Genomic DNA, 16461 nt, shown 5'->3' with positions numbered 1-16461 from the left:
CACCGGGACGAACGCAGCGCCGTGGCCCCCGGCACTCCGGGAACCTCCGGAGGCCACGGCGCTGCGTTCGTCCCGGTGTCGAACCTGGTGTCCGCGCAGAGCGGCCCGGGTCTCGCCCAGACGGGCGGGGCCTCCCCGGTTCCGCTGATCCTGGCGGCGCTGCTGCTCATGATGATCGGAGCCGGCATCCTCACCCGGCGCACGCTCACCCGCTGACCGGCTCGGCGGTGCGGCGACCCCCGGAGGGGCCGCCGCACCGCCAGGCCACGCCGGATCAGGACACGCGCACCGCGGTCACGATCCAGTTGTCGACCGAGTGGCCGTCGATGTGCGGGGCGTCGAGATCGCACGAGAACAGTGCGAGGGAACGCTCGGGCGCATCGACCTGCCACACCCATCTGTAGGTGGTCGCGGCTTGCGCCACGACGTCCTGCTTCGGGGCGGACTGCGCGTCCTGCGTGACCGTGAAGCCCGCGGTGGCGTAACCACCCGCCTGCAGCGCGTACGTGATCACCACGCTGTCCCCTGCCCGCACCTGCCCGAGATCGTAGAAGACGTCCTTCGTGCCGTAACCCGTGACGTTGTGCCCGACGATGATGCCGCGATAGGCGGAGAGGTTGCCGGGCACCGTCTCCCACTGCGGCGGCCCGTACCACCCCGCCAGCCCCTGATCGGGGCTGAGCCAACCGTCCTCATCGAGCTGGATCCGGTTCACGTCGGCGTCGATCAGCGGCGCGCCAGCCTGAAGCACGGTCACATGCACGGGCGTCCCGGCGATGTCCTGCAGCGGCGCCGGAGTCGGCGTGGCGGGCGCGGTCGGGCCTGCCGACGGAGTCGGTGCCACCGGTACGGCCGGCATGGCGGTCGGCGACGACGACGCCGGCGACGTGGACATCGGCACGTCGCCGAGCGCGGATCGCGTCGCGCTCCAGAGCAGCACGGCCGATCCGCCCGCGAGGAGCCCCACGACAAGCAGGGCCACCGCGAGGCGGCGGCGCATCGCGGTGGCCCTGTCGTTCATGGTGTGCTGCGGCGCGTGCGGCTCAGCCGCGGCGCGAGCGGATGAGCAGCCCCGCGCCGGTCAGCGCGCCGGCCGCGAGAACGCCGAGGCCGGCCGCGAGGACCAGCACGGCCGTCTGGTCGCCATCGGTCTGCACGGTGGTCGGGACGATGTGCGTCTCGGGTTCGACGACGGGCGGTGCGACCACAGGCGGAGTGACCACCGGCGGAGTCACCACCGGCGGTGTCACGACGGGGCACGTCACCGCGTCGTGGTGCACCGTCTTGTAGACCGCCGGGATCTCCGGAGTGCCGGGAACCGCCGGCGTGTCGACGACCTCGGTCGTCGCCCAGTAGAAGTAGTCCGCGTTGCCGGGAGTTCCCGCCTGGAAGATCGTGTTCAGCGGGTCATCCGAATGGCCCGGGAAGTACGCCTCGGTGTTCGCCTGCCACCTGTCGCTCGGCGGGATGTCGACGGGTGCCGGGCCGTCCGGCCCGCCCTTCCAGGAGTAGCGCTGATACGCGGTGTGCGTGACGGCGGGCGTACCCGGCGTCGCCGGCACCGCGGGCGTGACGAGCACCTGCTCGTCCGACGCGGGCATCGGCGTGCACGGTGCATCTTCCGCGGACGCGCCCGGCACCGTGATCAGGATTCCTGCGACCGCGAGCGACATCGCCCCGGCCGCGTATACGGCCTTGCGGAGCACCCCAGCGCCCCTGTTGTTCCTAGACATCTCCCCAGCTCCCCAGCTCGGTGATCGGTGACGATCACACGAATCCAGGTGCGCGGAGAGTTGCCGGGGTGCCCAACAGACACGCCGATCCTGTTCCCCAAGTTCGCCGGGTCCCGCCCCGTCAAGAGTTGCCCACGCCCCAGCCCGTGCAACCTTTGGGGCAAACCATACCGGTCTTCCGATATCCGGGCAATGGGTCGGCGAGAACCTCAGCGCCGGATCGCTCGGTAGCGGTTCTCCGGTCGCCCCACCGCGCCGTAGCGCGGGGCGACCTCGGCCCGCCCGATCGTGGCGAGATGGTCGAGATAGCGGCGCGCACTCACCCGCGACATGCCGAGGGCATCGGCGATCTCCGCCGACGACATGTCGCCCTCTGCTCCGTCGAGGAGTTCCGCGACCCGCTGCAGGCTCGACGCCGACAGGTTCCTGGGTGCGGCCACGGCGTCATCGGATCCGCCGCCCAGCATCAGATCGACCGCCCGCTGATCGAGATCCGCATCTCCCGCCGTCATGCTGAGCGCGCGCTGCACCTCGTTCAGCCTGCGGTGCAGATCGGCCTTTGTGAACGGCTTGACCAGGTAGTGCCGCACGCCCAGCACCCGTGCACGACGGACCGTCTCGAGATCGCGGGCAGCCGTCACGGCGATCACCTCGACGTCGGTGCGCATGGCCCGCAACCGACGCAACAGCTCCAGACCGTTCAGGTCGGGAAGATAGACGTCGAGCAGCAGCAGATCGGGACGATGATGCTCGATCTCCCTGAGGCCCGCCGAGGCCGTGTGCGCGACCGCGACCACCTCGAACCCGGGATGGTCGTCGACCAGCGTCGCGTTGAGGGCGGCGAGCATCCGATCGTCCTCGACGATGACGACACGTGCGGGGCTCATCGCGGAGTCCGCGCCTCGAAAGGCCACGGCACGTCCACCACGAAGCGCGCCCCGCCGGATGCGGAGGCCTCCGCGATCGCCGTGCCGCCCAGCCGCTGCGCGACGCGCTTGACGATCGTGAGCCCGATCCCGCGCCTCTCCTTGCGCGGCACGGATCCCTTGTCCGACACGTCCATCTCGAAGACCGCGTCGCGCAGGTGCGCCGGGACGCCTGGACCGTCGTCGTCGACGCTCACCGTGATCCGATCCGGCGCGACGTCATCCCTGATCCGCAGCACCACCCGCCCACCCCCGGACTCGAGGGCCTCGATCGCGTTGTCGAGCAGATTGCCGACGATCGTCAGCAGGTCGTCGTCCTGCTCGACCTCGCGCAGATGCGACTCGGGATCCACGACCAGGTCGATCCCGAGCTCCTGCGCCCGCGCCGACTTGGCCAGCACGAGCGCCGAGACCTCGATGTCGTCGATGCCGTGCAGCAGCTGTCCTGTCGGAAGGGCTCCGCCTCCGCCCACGCGGTGGATGAAGGACAGCGCCGCATCGGTCTGGTCCGTCTCGAGCAGGCCGCTGAGCACCTGCAGGGTGTTGAAGAACTCGTGGGACTGCGCCCTCAGGTCATCGGCGAGGCTGCGCGCGCCGCTCAGATCGCGCAGCGTCTCCTCGAGCTCGGTCCGGTCGCGGAGCATCGCGATGTGGCCGACGTCGCGATCCTTCACCCGCGCCGCGGCGCCGTGCACCACGAGCACGCGCTCGCCCGAGAGCACCGGGGTCTCCGCGGTCTCCCCGGAGAGCAGGAACTGCGCCAGCTCCTCGTCGAGCACGTCCGCCGCGTCCTTGCCGAGGATCTGGTCCGACTCCACTCCGAGCAGCCGGGCGGCCGCATCGTTGACCACCACGAGCCGGCCGTCCGCATCCACGGCGATGAACCCCTCCTGGATGCCGTGCAGCATGGCCTCCCTGGTGTCCAGCATCGTGCGGATCTCCTCCGACTCGAGGCCGTAGATGCGCCGGCGCAGCAGCCAGCCGATCCACACCGAGCCGATCACGCCGATCACGGCGGCGGCGATCGGCGCGATGATCAGGCCCGGGAGATCGTCGACGAACTGCGCCTGGAGGTCGACCTCGAAGATCCCGACGGAGACGATCCCGATCACCGGACCGTCCGGGCCGTGGATGGGGACCTTCACCCGCCAGGATTCGCCCAGCGTGCCCGTCTGAGTCTCGATCTGGACCTTTCCGGAGAGCGCGACCGAGGGATCCGTCGAGACCATCTCGCCGATGCGGTCCGGATTCGGATGCGAGTAGCGGATGCCCTGATCGTCCGTCACGACGACGTAGCTGAGGCCGGACGACTTCCGCACGGCCTCCGCGATCGGCTGGATCTGGCTCTGGGGATCCTTCGCCAGCAGCGCCTCCACCACGGTCGGCAGGCCGGCGACCGATTGCGCGATGGCGACCATGCGATCCCGGTAGGCGTCCCGGTTCGCCTGGGCGGCGAGGACGGCGGCGACCGCACCGGTCCCTGCGACGATGACCAGCACGATCGCGATCTGCAGCACCAGCAGCTGCGTGCTCAACGACATCGAACGACGCACGTGACCAGTGTCCCACGCGGCGAAGCGGCGCCCTCCGAAGGCGGGAACCTCCGCGGGGGCGCCGCTCGCGCCTTGGGCGATGCTCACCCCTGATCGCTCTGCGTGCGCGCCGCCTCCCGCTCCGGCGCGGTGTCGGCGGCCGGCTCCGGCACCTCGATCGTGGGCGTCAGCGTCGTGGGCAGACCTCCCACCTCGACCAGGACATCGCGCTTGGACGGACGGCGGCGCAGCGCGAACGTGAGGACGAAGACGAGGGCGAGGGTGCCATAGATGGCCCAGGTGAACGGGGTCGAGATCAGCGTCGCGGGATCGCCGCCGGCGATGTCGAGCGCACGCCGGAACTGCACCTCGGCGATCGGGCCGAGGATCGCCCCGACGATGAGCGGCGAGACCGGGTACCCGAAGCGGCGCATGACGTATCCGAGCACACCCAGCACGAGGAGCAGACCGACGTCGAAGGTGGAGCCGCCCGCGGCGTAGGCGCCCAGCACGGCGAAGGTCGCGATGCCGGCGAACATGTACGGCTTCGGGATCTTCAGCAGCTTGACCCACAACCCGACGAGCGGGAGGTTGAGCAGTAGCAGGATCGCGTTGGCGACCACGAGGCTCGCGATGAGGCTCCACACCAGCGGGCCGTTGGTCTCCAGCAGCTGCGGTCCGGTCTGGATGCCGTACTGCTGGAAGGCGACGAGGATCACCGCGGCGGTCGCGGAGGTCGGGATGCCGAGGGTGAGCAGCGGCACCATGGTGCCGGCCGCGTTGGCGTTGTTCGCCGCTTCCGGCCCCGCCACGCCCTCGATCGCGCCGTGGCCGAACTCCTGCGGGCGCCGGGACAGCCTGCGCTCCAGCGTGTACGACAGGAACGTGGGGATCTCGGATCCTCCCGCGGGGATCACGCCCAGGGGGAATCCGATCGCCGTGCCGCGCAGCCAGGGCTTCCACGAGCGCCGCCAGTCCTCGCGGTTCATCCAGCGCCCCGCGAACGGCATGACCTTGAAGATCAGCGTCGACTGGTGCGCGACGACGTAGAACAGCTCGCCGATCGCGAAGAGCGCGACGATCAGGACGACGGTGTCGATGCCGTCCAGCAGCGGAAGCAGGCCGAAGGTGAGGCGCTGCTGCCCGCTCTGGAAGTCGATGCCGACGAGCGAGATCGCGAGTCCCACCGCCATGGAGATGAGTCCGCGCAGCGGCGAGCTGCCGACCAGCGCGCTCACGGTGAGGAAGGCGACCACCATGAGGGCCAGATAGTCCTGCGGGCCGAGCTGCACCGCGATGTCGACGATCCATGGTGCGAAGAAGGCCACCAGCATCGTCGCGATCGTGCCCGCGACGAAGGATCCGATCGCCGCCGTCGCGAGGGCCGTGGCCCCCCTTCCCATGCGCGCCATCCTGTTGCCGTCGATCGCCGTGATGACGGATCCCGATTCGCCCGGGGTCTTCAGCAGGATCGCGGTCGTCGAACCGCCGTACATCGCTCCGTAGTAGATGCCGGCGAACATGATGAAGGCGGCCGACGGATCGACCGAGTAGGTGAGCGGGAGCAGCAGGGCGATCGTGAGCGCGGGGCCGATCCCCGGCAGCACGCCCACGAGCGTCCCGACGATCGTGCCGATCAGTGCGAACAGCAGGTTCTGCGGCTGGAACGCCAGCTCGAACCCGTGCATGAGTCCTTCGAGACCGGGCATCAGATCATCCCTTCCAGAAAGCCCGCGGGCAGATCGATCGACAGCAGTTTCGTGAAGGAGAAGAAGATCACGCACGCGGTCGCCAGAGCGATCACGAGCGCCATCAGATACCGGCGGGATCCCATCGCAAGGGAGATCAGGTAGAACATCACGGTGGTCGCGGGGATGAAGCCGAGCGGCTCCACGGTGAACAGGAAGAACAGCAGACCGGCGGCGGCGATGCCGAGCGCGGTCCAGTGCGTGCGGGTGACGTCGACGTCGCCCTCGGCCTGCTCCGGCTCACCGCGCCGACCTCGCGCGAGCTGGACGGCCAGCACCACCGCGAGCAGGAGCAGCAGGCTTCCCACCACGATCGGCATGAAGCCGGCCCCGATACCCGAGGCGGAGGTCGACTGGCGCTGACCGAGACCGTCGAGGAGGACGATCCCGCCGAGGACGAACACCGCCGCGGCGACGGCCCACTCGCCGATCCCCTTCGTCGATGCCGGACGGGGCCCGTCCCCGAGATCCTCGGGGTGCGGATCCTCGTGCGTGGCGGTTCCCTGATGCGAAGAGACGTCGCTCATCGGATGCTCCTTCATGCGGCTTGATACGGCGCGGGCACGACGGCTCGCGGAGGAGGAGGGATCCCCTCCTCCTCCGCGAGCGGCGGTGCTACTTCGCGAGACCGAGGTCCTTGAGGACGCTCTGCACCCGGGTGTTCTCGGTCTTCAACCAGCCCGCGAACTCGTCACCGGCGATGTAGTTGTCGAGCCACTCGTTCTTCTTCAGCTCGGCCTTCCACGCGTCGCCGGCGTGCATCTTCTCGATCGCGGCCAGGTACTGCGCACGCAGCTTGGCATCGATCCCTGCCGGCGCCATGATCGAGCGCCAGTTGGCGAACTCGAGCGTCGGGTCGATCTCCCCCGCCGCCTGGGCGAATGTGAGCGAGCCGTCGTTCTTCAGCGACGACACGAGCAGTCCCGTGAGCTCACCGCTCTCGATCTGCGCCGCGAACTCGCCCGTCCCGGCGATGCCCGCCTGCACCTTGCCGCCGAGCAGCGCGGTGGTGGCCTCGCCGCCGCCGGAGTACGGCACGTAGTTGACGTCGGAGGGCTTCACGCCGTAGTGCTGCGCGAGCAAGCCGATGAAGAGGTGGTCGGCGGAGCCGGCGGAGCCGCCCGCGATCGCGACGGACTTGGGATCCTTCTTGATCGCTGCGAAGAGCTCATCGGCGTTCGTGAAGGGCGAGCCCTTGGGGACGACGATCGCCTCATGCTCGCCGACGAGACGGGCGATCGGGGTGAGGTCGTCGAGGGACACGGAAGTGCCGTTCGTGACGACGCCGCTCATCATCGCCAGTCCCGACATGATCAAGAGGTCCTTCTGGCCCTTCTTGGGCGCGACCTGGGCGAGGGCGACGGTGCCGGAGGCGCCCGGCACGTTGTTGACCGTCACGGTCTTGGCCAGTTCGTCCGTCTGCAGCGCGCCCTGGGTCGCTCGCGCGGTCTGATCCCACCCGCTGCCCGGCGCGGCCGGCGCGATCAGCTCGAGGCGGGTGAGAGGGGTGAACGCCGTGGCGCCGGAGTCGGCGGAGGGGGTCTTGTCGCTCTTCGGGGAGCTGCATGCCGTCAGGGCGAGGAGCAGAACCGTCCCCACCGCCGCGGCCCTGGCGAATGTCGAGATCTTCACGGACGATGCCTTTCACTGTCACCGGCGCCATCGCCGGTGTGCGGAGCCGGCGACGCTGCCGGACTCGATGAATGTACTGAGGCGTATCCCGCGAAATCGGTTCTGGTCATTAAGAAAAGCCCGCGATCTCGCGGCGGCTACCTCGGGACGCGCATCACAGCTCCCGGGCACGCGAAAGGGGCCGTCTCCCGAAGGAGACGGCCCCTGACAGGGAGTCGGCGCTTACTTGGCGGCGACGACCTGCAGCGTGATCACGGCGGTCACGTCGTCGTGCAGACGAACGGTGGCCTCGTGCTCGCCGACCGACTTGATCGGCGTGGTGATGTGCACCTTGCGCTTGTCGATCGCACCGACGCCCGCGGCCTCGACGGCAGCGGCGACATCGGCGGTCTTGACCGAGCCGAACAGACGGCCCTCGGAGCCGGCCTTGACGGCCAGGCGGACCTTGGCGGCCTCGAGCGCGTTCTTCAGCGCCACGGCGTCGTCACGGTCGTGGATCGCGCGCGCCTGACGGGCGGCACGGATCTGCTCGACCTGCTTCTCGCCACCGCGCGACCACGCGACAGCGAAACCCTGCGGCACGAGGTAGTTGCGGGCGTACCCGTTCTTGACCTCGACCACGTCACCGGCGCTACCGAGCCCGGCGACCTCATTCGTGAGAATCAGCTTTGCCATGTCGGTACCCCTTAGCGGCCAGCGCCGGCGTAGGGCAGGAGAGCCATCTCGCGTGCGTTCTTGATCGCCTTGGCGATCAGACGCTGCTCCTGCACGGACACACCGGTGATGCGACGGGCGCGGATCTTGCCACGCTCCGAGATGAACTTGCGGAGGGTCGCGACGTCCTTGTAGTCGATGACACCCACGCGGATGGACTTCGCGGGAGCGGCGTTCTTCGCGCCCTTCCGCGGCTTGCGGCGGTCGCCGCTCGACTTTCCAGCCATGAGTCTTCCTTACGAGAAATGGTTTTCGGATCCGTCAGGATCCGGAATCTTGTTGTGTCCGGAGACGACGCTCAAAAAGGCGTGTCGTCGCCGAACGAGCCGGGAGTGCTCCACGCATCTGCGCTCGAGGAACCGGACGACCCGGGGGTCGACCAGGGCTCGTTCGAGGCCTGCTGCGGACGGCTGCCGCCGCCACCGCCCTGGAAGTTCCCGCCGCCGGCGCCCGCATCGGACCGCGCAGCACGGGTGACCTGAGCGGTCGCGTAACGGAGCGACGGGCCGACCTCATCGACCTCGAGCTCGATGGACGTCCGGGTTGCCCCTTCTTTGTCCTGGTAGGAGCGCTGACGCAGGCGGCCGGTCGCGATGACCCGCATGCCCTTCGTCAGCGAACCGGCCACGTGCTCGGCGAACTCGCGCCACACGGACGCACGGAGGAACAGCGCATCGCCGTCCTTCCACTCGTTCGCCTGGCGGTCGAAGGTGCGCGGCGTCGAAGCGATGGTGAAGTTCGCCACCGGCAGCCCGTTCTGCGTGTAACGCAGCTCGGGGTCGGCGGTGAGGTTTCCCACCACGGTGATGACGGTCTCGCCGGCCATGGTCCTTAGACCTTCGCGGCCTTGGGCTTGCGAGCGGCCTTCTCCTCGGCCCGCTTGGCCTCGGCGGCGACCATCGCCTGCGCCTCTTCAGCGCGCTGCACCTTGGTGCGGAACACGAGCTCGCTGAGGTTCAGCTGACGGTCGAGTTCGTTGGTGGCATCGCTGGTCGCGGTGAAGTTCACGACGACGTAGATGCCCTCGGTCTTCTTGTTGATCTCGTAGGCGAAACGGCGCTTGCCCCAGATGTCGACCTTGTCAATCGAGCCACCATCGTTGGTGATGACCTTCAGGAACTTGTCGAGGTTGGGGGCAACCTGGCGCTCGTCCAGCTCGGGGGTCAGAATGACCATGAGCTCGTACTGGTGCGTCACTTACCCACCTCCTTCGGACTAGAACGGCTTCCGGGACTTTCCCGGAAGCAGGAGGGTGTGTAGCACGTGCCGGGGCATGAATAGCCCAGGCAGCCTGTACAGCTTAGCGGATCCGGCTGCGTGCGCCGAATCGGGGCCTTGGCCGCGCCCGCGGCCGTGCCCGCGGCTCGTGCGCGCCCCGGCTGGTGCCACGGATGCACGACCGGATCACGGATGCACGACGGAATCGGCGGATCCGTCGTGCATCCGTTCATCCGTCGTGCATCTGGACCGATCGGGCGCCGAATCGGGCCGGGTAGCCTGGCGACATGAGCGAACCCGTGACGAGTTCTGTGCGGATCGACTGGGAGCCGGCGCGGGATGCCAACCGCGAGAACTGGGACGACCGCGTCGCGTTGCACGCGGAGGCCTACGGACTCCAGGCGTTCGAGGATCCGGCCCACCTCTCCGACGTCGTGCGCGAAGACGCTGCGGCGCTCGCGCCGTTCCTGCCGGAGGGCTTCGACGGCCTCGAGATCTGCCACCTGCAGTGCCACATCGGCACCGACACCCTCTCGTTCGCCCGGCTCGGCGCGCGGATGACAGGGGTCGACTTCTCCGCCCCAGCCCTGGAGACGGCTGCCGCGCTCGCGTCTCGGCTCGGCCTCGACGCCGACTGGGTCGAGACCGATGTGCTCGACGCCGCGGCAGCAGTCGACGCGGAGTTCGACCTCGTCTACACGAGCATCGGCGCCATCTGCTGGCTGCACGATCTCGACCGCTGGGCCGCGCAGGTCGCCGCGCTGCTGCGACCCGGCGGAACGTTCTACATCCGCGACGGGCACCCGCTGCTGTACGCCCTCGACGAGAGCCGCGAGGAACTCGTCCTTCGCTATCCCTACTTCGACACCGGAGAAGCGCAGGCCTGGGACGACGACAGCACGTACGCCGGCGACGGCGTCGTCGCACATCCGCGCACCTACGAGTGGCCGCATCCCCTCTCCTCCGTCGTGAACGCCCTGATCGGAGCGGGTCTGCGGATCCGCCGCCTGGACGAAGGCAGGACGCTGCCGTGGCAGTTCAGCCCGCGGATGCTGTCCACGGACGACGGATTCGTCTGGCCGGAAGCGGAGCGCGACCTGGTCCCCTGCACCTTCACGATCGTCGCGACGAAGGACTGAACACATGCGCTGGGAAGACGACGTCCAGGTCGGCAGTTGGATCAGAGAACGACTGGATCCCGATCTCGGATCCGACATGCACTCGGTCGTGCCCCGTGGGTTCGAGGCCTATGCGCGGATCTTCCATCCCGCCTGGGTGCGGAGCGTGCCCGGCGGCGTCGTGCCGACGCACGACGAGCTGCGGGCGATGTCGGAGGACGAGGAGGCGGGCATCCTGTCCGGGCTCCGCGACGAGCAGGCCACGTGGGCGGACACGGCCGCAGCGTTCGGCACGGTGCTGCATCCGCTCGCGCAGTGGAACCGGATCGTGCGGACGCCCGAGGGCGAGGACTGGCGTCACCGTCGCGCTCCGGACGGACGGGAGTTCCAAGCCCCGATCGAGGGCGACCTGCCGCCCGCGCTCCTGGCGCCCGTCGCCGAGCATCTGGTGACGCACACGACCACGCCGGACGACGGGTTCGCGGGTGTCTGGGAGGGCTGGGGCGGACTGCTGGGCAGCTTCGGCTCGACCGGTCGCACGTTCCTCACCTTCACCGACGACCCCGGCGAGGCGCATGCGGCCATGCTCGCCGAGAGCATCCACGACCCGTTCAACAATCCGTACCAGAAGGCCGTGTGGCAGGACGGGATCCTCTCCGGCGAGATCTCCGAAGGCGCGCGCCTCGAGCTCCCCCAGCGCAACCACGTGCTCTTCGCCGCACCGCCGCGCACCTTCGCGGATCCGGACTGGGTGGCCTTCGTCCCGTGGAGCGACAAGATCGCCGAGGGCCGCGGCTTCCCACCCAGCGCGCTGCATCCGAGCCTCATCTGGCCGGCCGATCGCGCCTGGATCCTGGTCAGCGAGATCGACTTCGACTCGACGGTCGTCGGCGGATCCCCAGCCCTCATCGCTGCACTGTGCGCGGACGAGCGGCTCGAGGCCCTGCCGATCCCCGAAGGCGCGAACCTGCAGTGGGACGCCGACGAGGTGAACATCTGAGCCGACCCGCCCGAGGCGGTTCCTCTCAGTCCACGCTGCCCCTGGGCACGATCCATCTGTGCGAGAACGCCGGCGCGACCTGTGCGACGTTCTCGAAGTCCGCGTCGTAGTGCACGACGGTGACCGTCTGCTGCGCATCCGAATGACGAAGCGCCGTCGCCGCGATCTGCAGATCACTCACCCCCACCGAGCGTCCGATACCGGCTTCGAACAGCCGCCGCTGGAGGTCGATCGCGAGGGTCGCCACCCGTTCATCCGGTGGGAGGAAGATGCGCGCTCGGGCGCTCGCGTCGACCAGCGTCCGATGATCGTCGGCGCTGCACGCGGAGTACCCCTCCTCCAGGATCTGCGGCAGGCATCCGCCCAGCTCCCCGTGTTCGAGGAGTTGGGCGAACGCCGACGCCACGGTCGATGAGCGGTGCAGCCGCTGCAGCGCCGAGTTGTCGATGAGGAGGATCCTCCTCATCGCTGTGCGTCGTCGATGATCCGCGCATCGTCGAGATCGACGGCGATCCCGGACTGGAGCAGATCGATGTAGCCGAGCGCCTCACCGCGTCGGACGACCTGCGCGAGAGCCTCGTTCACCGCGGCCTTCTTCGTGACGGCGCCGGTGACTTCCATCGCCTTCGCGAGAAGGGCGTCATCGATGTCGATGAGTCTCTTCGTCATGCTCACCTCTGGATATCTTCGCTGTCTCTTCAATATATACGCGGACTCCGACACCCATACCGGCGCAGTGGTCCTCTCTCGAAAACAGGGCTCCCGGATTAGCGTGGACGGGTGACCACTCCGCAGCCGGGCACCGCAGCCCCCTTCGACGCCCGTGCGCTGACCGAACCGGTCGACCGCTCGCGACTGGCCGCGTGGTCCCGCGAGGCCAGGGCGAGCGGCCAAGGCCCACGCGTGGGTCAGATCGTGATCTTCCTCGTGGCCATCCTGTTCATCGTCTTCATCGGATTCGGCATCGTCGGGATCTTCCTGACCGTTGCGCTCGGCTCCTCCGGCGGCGTCGTGGTGCCGCTGCTGATGCTCGTCGTCGTCGGCCTCGCGGTGTGGGGCGGCATCGCGTGGTGGAACCGGCAACTCGTGCGGGGCTACCGCCTGGCCGGGTTCGCGACCGCGAACGCCATGTCCTATCTGCCGGAGCTCAAGGATCCGCAGTTGCCGGGGATGCTGTTCGATCTCGGGCATGGCCGCATCGCCACCGATCTCGTGCGCGGCGCTTCACCGCGCTTCGTCGAGTTCGCGAACTTCAAGTACACGACGGGTTCGGGCAAGGAGAGCCAGACGCACGAGTGGGGGTACATCGCGATCAAGCTCGACGTTCCGCTGCCGAACATCGTGCTGGACGCCCAGTCCAACAACGGGTTCTTCGGATCCAACCTGCCCGCGAACTACGACGGGCACCAACGGCTTTCGCTCGAGGGCGACTTCGACCGCTCCTTCGCGCTCTACTGCCCCGCCGGCTACGAGCGCGACGCGCTCTACCTGTTCACGCCCGACATCATGGCCCGGTTCATGGACAGCGCGTCGGCCTTCGACGTCGAGATCGTCGACGACTGGCTGTTCCTGTACGCACAGAACCGACAGGTCACCACCTTGGATCCGGCCGTGTGGGCGCAGATGTTCGGCACCGTGGGCGCCGTCCTCACCAAGCTGCAGCAGTGGGCGCGCTGGCGCGACGAGCGCCTGCGCGCGGCCACCGGCGGCGACGCCGTCGCCGCACCGGACGAGTCCGGCGCCTCTCCGGCCGCGGCTGCGGCGTCGGCGGCATCGGCTCCCGCCCACTTCGCCGGGCCGGTCGCGCCGACGCCCGGTGATCCCGCCCAGCCGTGGTCTCCCCCGCCCGGCGTCGCTCCCGGCGGGCGCCGGCTCAAGCGCGCGTTCCCCTGGGTGTCGGTGCTGGTGTTCGCCGGCGTCGGGATCGCCTGGCTGGTGTTCCGCATGATGTTCGGGCACTGACGCGGCACCCCCCTCTTGGTCGTTGAGCGAGCCGAAGGCGAGACGAAACGCGGCGCCCTCGCAAGAGCACCGCGTTTCGTCTCCGTCGCGCTGGCGCGCGTCGTCGCTCAACGACCTCGATGTGTGCGGCCGGGTCAGGCCCTGCGCCGCACCGCCTGCCACAGGGCGCGGCGCTCGGCCTGCTCCACCGGATCCGGCACCGGAAGGGCCGCGAGCAGCTCCTTCGTGTAGGAGTTCGACGGATCGTTCAGCACCTGAGCGGTCGTGCCCTGCTCCTGGATCCGGCCGTGCTGCAGCACGATGATGCGGTCGGAGACCGCGTCGATCACGGCGAGGTCGTGGCTGATGAACAGCGACGCGAAGCCGAGCTCGGCCTGCAGCTGCACGAACAGGTCGAGCACCTTCGCCTGCACCGAGACGTCGAGCGCACTCGTGGGCTCGTCCGCGATGAGCAGCTTCGGGTCCAGAGCCAGGGCGCGTGCGAGCGAAGCGCGCTGGCGCTGTCCGCCGGAGAGCTCGTGCGGGAACCGATCGCCGAAGTTCGTCGGCAGCCGCACCGCGTCCAGCAGCTCGTCCACGCGGGCACGCGCGGCGGCGACGCTCGACGCCTTCCCGTGCACCACGAGCGGCTCGGCGATGCACTCGGCGATCGACAGCAGCGGGTTGAAGCTCGTCGCCGGATCCTGGAACACGAACCCGATCTCGGGGCGGAGCGGGGTGAGCTGGCGCTGCTTCACACCGTTCATCTCCTGGCCGAGCACGCGCAGCGATCCGCCGACGACCGTGGTGAGGCCGACGACGGCACGGCCGATCGTGGTCTTCCCGGATCCGGACTCGCCGACCAGGCCCACGACCTCGCCGGGACCGACGTGGAAGTCGACGCCCTTGACCGCGACGACGCCACCGCGTCCGAAGCGCCCCGGGTAGCCGATCTCGCACGCCCGTGCCACGATGAGGCTGCCTTCCGGCGCCTCGTCCGCGATGCCGGTCGACGCGCCCGGCGCGGTCGCCGCGGTCGCCTCCAGGGCCGACTTGCCCTGGCCGACATGCGGCACGGCGGCGAGCAGCTCCCTGGTGTACTCCTGCTGCGGGTTCGCGAAGAGGTCCCGCACCGGGGCCTGCTCGACGATGTCTCCGCGCAGCATCACGACGACACGGTCGGCGAGGTCGGCGACCACGCCCATGTTGTGCGTGATGAGGACGATCGTCGCGCCGAACTCGTCGCGGCAAGCGCGCAGCAGCTCGAGGATCTCGGCCTGCACCGTGACGTCGAGAGCGGTCGTCGGCTCGTCCGCGATGATGAGCCCGGCGTTCAGCACGAGGGCCATCGCGATCACGATGCGCTGCTTCTGCCCGCCGGAGAACTGGTGCGGGAACTCGTCGACGCGCTTGTCCGGATCCGGGATGCCCACCTTGCGGAGGATCTCGATCGCCTTGGCCTTCGCCTCCTTCTTGGAGAGCCTGCCGTTGTGATGCGCGCGCAGTCCTTCGGCGATCTGCCACCCGACGGTGTAGACGGGGTTCAGCGCCGTGGACGGCTCCTGGAACACCATCGCGGCATCGCGTCCGCGCATCGCGCGCATCTTCGCGGCCGACGCGTGCACGACGTCGGTCTCACCGCCGCGGCCGCGGATGATGACCGCGCCCGACATGGTCGCGGTCTCCGGCAGCAGCCCGAGCAGCGCGTTGGCGGTGACGGTCTTGCCGGATCCGGATTCGCCGACGATCGCGAGCACCTCGCCCGCGTGCGCCTGGATGTCGATGCCCTTGACCGCGTCGACGGGGTCGCCGTCGGTCGCGAAGCGCACCTTGAGCCCGCGGATGTCCGCCACATCGGGCAGGCCGGTGTTCATGGTCGTGCCGGTCATGCCGCACCTCCCGCGCGACGGCGGGTGCGCAGTCGCGGATCGCTCAGGTCGTTCAGGCTCTCGCCGACGAGGGTGATGCCGAGCACCACCAGCACGATCGCGAGGCCGGGGAAGATGGATGTCCACCAGATGCCGCTCGTGACGTCCGCGATGGCGCGGTTCAGGTCGTAGCCCCATTCCGCGGCCGAGGTCGCCTCGATGCCGAAGCCGAGGAAGCCGAGCCCGGCGAGGGTCAGCAGCGCCTCCGAGGCGTTCAGCGTGATCACGACGGGCAGCGAGCGCGTGGAATTTCGCAGCACGTGACGGGTCAGGATCCGGCCGGTCGGCACGCCGATGACCTTCGCCGATTCGACGAACGGCTCGGCCCTCACCCGCACCACCTCGGCGCGGATCACCCGGAAGTACTGCGGCACGAACACCACCGTGATCGACAGGGCGGTGGCCATGATGCCCGACCACAGGTTCGACTGCCCGTGACTGATCACGATCGACATGACGATCGCGAGCAGCAGCGAGGGGAACGCGTAGATCGCATCGGCGATCACGACGAGCGTGCGGTCCAGCCAGCCGCCGAAGTATCCCGACACCAGGCCGAGCGCGATGCCGATGAAGATCGAGCAGGCGATCGCGGCGATGATCACGAGCAGAGCGGTCTGGGATCCCCAGATCACTCGCGAGAAGACGTCGAATCCGCTCACGGTGGTGCCGAGGATGTTGGTCGCGCTCGGCGGCTGCTGCGTGCCGAACTTCACTCCGTTCGCGGACTGCTGCGCCCACGAGTACGGGGCGATGAGCGGTGCCAGGATCGCGACCAGCACGAAGATGCCGGTGATGACGAGGCCGGTGATGAGCATGCCGCGCTGCAGGCCGACGCTCTGGCGCAGCTGCGAGACCACGGGGAGCCGTTCGCTCCAGCGGCGCTTGCGAGGCGCCTGCGCGGCGAGAACCTCGGTCTTCGGGGTCGGCAGGTCGCGGTCGATCACGGGTTCTGGTGTGTTGTCGACGGTCAT

19 protein-coding genes are annotated in these 16461 nt (G+C 69.1%); 4 read left to right on the top strand and 15 right to left on the bottom strand.

The window, feature by feature from the left end; translation table 11 throughout:
* Window positions 1-216, top strand: a 216-nt coding sequence (locus RS86_RS06410; RefSeq protein WP_152642101.1) for an LPXTG cell wall anchor domain-containing protein, incomplete at its 5' end; no start/stop codon positions are given.
* 58 nt (window positions 217-274) lie between these two features.
* On the opposite strand, the gene RS86_RS06405 is transcribed toward RS86_RS06410, so the two are convergent.
* The 11 genes from RS86_RS06405 to rpsF all read right to left on the bottom strand — a co-directional run bounded on the left by RS86_RS06405 (window position 275) and on the right by rpsF (window position 9482).
* Window positions 275-1021 (bottom strand): class F sortase, encoded by a 747-nt coding sequence (locus RS86_RS06405; RefSeq protein WP_045271360.1) that lies wholly within the window; start codon window positions 1019-1021, stop codon window positions 275-277.
* Between the two features lie 22 nt (window positions 1022-1043).
* A complete protein-coding gene (locus tag RS86_RS20775) occupies window positions 1044-1733 on the bottom strand; it encodes a hypothetical protein (protein WP_200892756.1) in 690 nt (229 codons plus the stop codon).
* Window positions 1734-1942: 209 nt separating this feature from the next.
* Complete coding sequence (locus RS86_RS06395; protein WP_045271358.1) at window positions 1943-2620, bottom strand: response regulator; 678 nt, start codon at window positions 2618-2620, stop codon at window positions 1943-1945.
* The gene (locus RS86_RS06390; protein WP_052680107.1) at window positions 2617-4299 is read right to left on the bottom strand and encodes an ATP-binding protein; all 1683 of its coding nucleotides are present in this window, start codon (window positions 4297-4299) and stop codon (window positions 2617-2619) included. Before RS86_RS06390 ends, RS86_RS06395 begins: the two co-directional genes overlap by 4 nt.
* The gene (locus tag RS86_RS06385; RefSeq protein WP_082076616.1) at window positions 4296-5900 is read right to left on the bottom strand and encodes a tripartite tricarboxylate transporter permease; all 1605 of its coding nucleotides are present in this window, start codon (window positions 5898-5900) and stop codon (window positions 4296-4298) included. The genes RS86_RS06390 and RS86_RS06385 overlap by 4 nt, the downstream gene beginning before the upstream one ends.
* A complete protein-coding gene (locus RS86_RS06380) occupies window positions 5900-6466 on the bottom strand; it encodes a tripartite tricarboxylate transporter TctB family protein (protein ID WP_045271357.1) in 567 nt (188 codons plus the stop codon). Before RS86_RS06380 ends, RS86_RS06385 begins: the two co-directional genes overlap by 1 nt.
* Before the next feature lie 88 nt (window positions 6467-6554).
* A complete protein-coding gene (locus tag RS86_RS06375) occupies window positions 6555-7571 on the bottom strand; it encodes a Bug family tripartite tricarboxylate transporter substrate binding protein (RefSeq protein ID WP_052680106.1) in 1017 nt (338 codons plus the stop codon).
* 222 nt (window positions 7572-7793) lie between these two features.
* Window positions 7794-8246, bottom strand: coding sequence for a 50S ribosomal protein L9 (gene rplI, locus RS86_RS06370; protein WP_045271356.1), 453 nt, complete (start codon window positions 8244-8246; stop codon window positions 7794-7796).
* A gap of 11 nt (window positions 8247-8257) precedes the next feature.
* Window positions 8258-8512 (bottom strand): 30S ribosomal protein S18, encoded by a 255-nt coding sequence (gene rpsR, locus RS86_RS06365; protein WP_040168021.1) that lies wholly within the window; start codon window positions 8510-8512, stop codon window positions 8258-8260.
* A gap of 71 nt (window positions 8513-8583) precedes the next feature.
* On the bottom strand, window positions 8584-9111 hold the full coding sequence (locus RS86_RS06360) for a single-stranded DNA-binding protein (protein WP_045271355.1): 528 nt from the start codon (window positions 9109-9111) through the stop codon (window positions 8584-8586).
* A 5-nt stretch (window positions 9112-9116) separates the two neighbouring features.
* The gene (rpsF, locus tag RS86_RS06355) at window positions 9117-9482 is read right to left on the bottom strand and encodes a 30S ribosomal protein S6 (protein ID WP_045271354.1); all 366 of its coding nucleotides are present in this window, start codon (window positions 9480-9482) and stop codon (window positions 9117-9119) included.
* Window positions 9483-9790: 308 nt separating this feature from the next.
* Here rpsF and RS86_RS06350 point away from each other — a divergent pair, with 308 nt between their 5' ends.
* Entirely contained in the window at window positions 9791-10642 is an 852-nt protein-coding gene (locus RS86_RS06350; RefSeq protein WP_045271353.1) for a class I SAM-dependent methyltransferase, read from the top strand.
* 4 nt (window positions 10643-10646) lie between these two features.
* On the top strand, window positions 10647-11621 hold the full coding sequence (locus RS86_RS06345) for a hypothetical protein (protein ID WP_045271352.1): 975 nt from the start codon (window positions 10647-10649) through the stop codon (window positions 11619-11621).
* A gap of 25 nt (window positions 11622-11646) precedes the next feature.
* Here the strand turns inward: RS86_RS06345 and RS86_RS06340 are convergent, their stop codons facing one another.
* Both RS86_RS06340 and RS86_RS06335 read right to left on the bottom strand, forming a co-directional pair.
* Window positions 11647-12087, bottom strand: coding sequence for a PIN domain-containing protein (locus tag RS86_RS06340; RefSeq protein ID WP_045271351.1), 441 nt, complete (start codon window positions 12085-12087; stop codon window positions 11647-11649).
* The gene (locus RS86_RS06335; protein ID WP_045271403.1) at window positions 12084-12290 is read right to left on the bottom strand and encodes a type II toxin-antitoxin system VapB family antitoxin; all 207 of its coding nucleotides are present in this window, start codon (window positions 12288-12290) and stop codon (window positions 12084-12086) included. Before RS86_RS06335 ends, RS86_RS06340 begins: the two co-directional genes overlap by 4 nt.
* Window positions 12291-12401: 111 nt before the next feature.
* Between RS86_RS06335 and RS86_RS06330 the strand changes: the two genes are divergently transcribed.
* Window positions 12402-13583 (top strand): hypothetical protein, encoded by a 1182-nt coding sequence (locus RS86_RS06330; RefSeq protein WP_045271350.1) that lies wholly within the window; start codon window positions 12402-12404, stop codon window positions 13581-13583.
* A gap of 134 nt (window positions 13584-13717) precedes the next feature.
* Here RS86_RS06330 and RS86_RS06325 read toward each other — a convergent pair whose 3' ends face one another.
* Both RS86_RS06325 and RS86_RS06320 read right to left on the bottom strand, forming a co-directional pair.
* Entirely contained in the window at window positions 13718-15451 is a 1734-nt protein-coding gene (locus RS86_RS06325) for a dipeptide ABC transporter ATP-binding protein (protein ID WP_235281661.1), read from the bottom strand.
* The gene (locus RS86_RS06320) at window positions 15448-16461 is read right to left on the bottom strand and encodes an ABC transporter permease (RefSeq protein ID WP_082076614.1); all 1014 of its coding nucleotides are present in this window, start codon (window positions 16459-16461) and stop codon (window positions 15448-15450) included. The genes RS86_RS06325 and RS86_RS06320 overlap by 4 nt, the downstream gene beginning before the upstream one ends.

The organism is Microbacterium azadirachtae, from assembly GCF_000956505.1.
Taxonomy (GTDB): Bacteria; Actinomycetota; Actinomycetes; order Actinomycetales; family Microbacteriaceae; genus Microbacterium; species Microbacterium azadirachtae_A.
The sequence above is the reverse complement of the archived record's forward strand: the minus strand, read 5'-3'. Positions and strand labels throughout refer to the sequence as shown.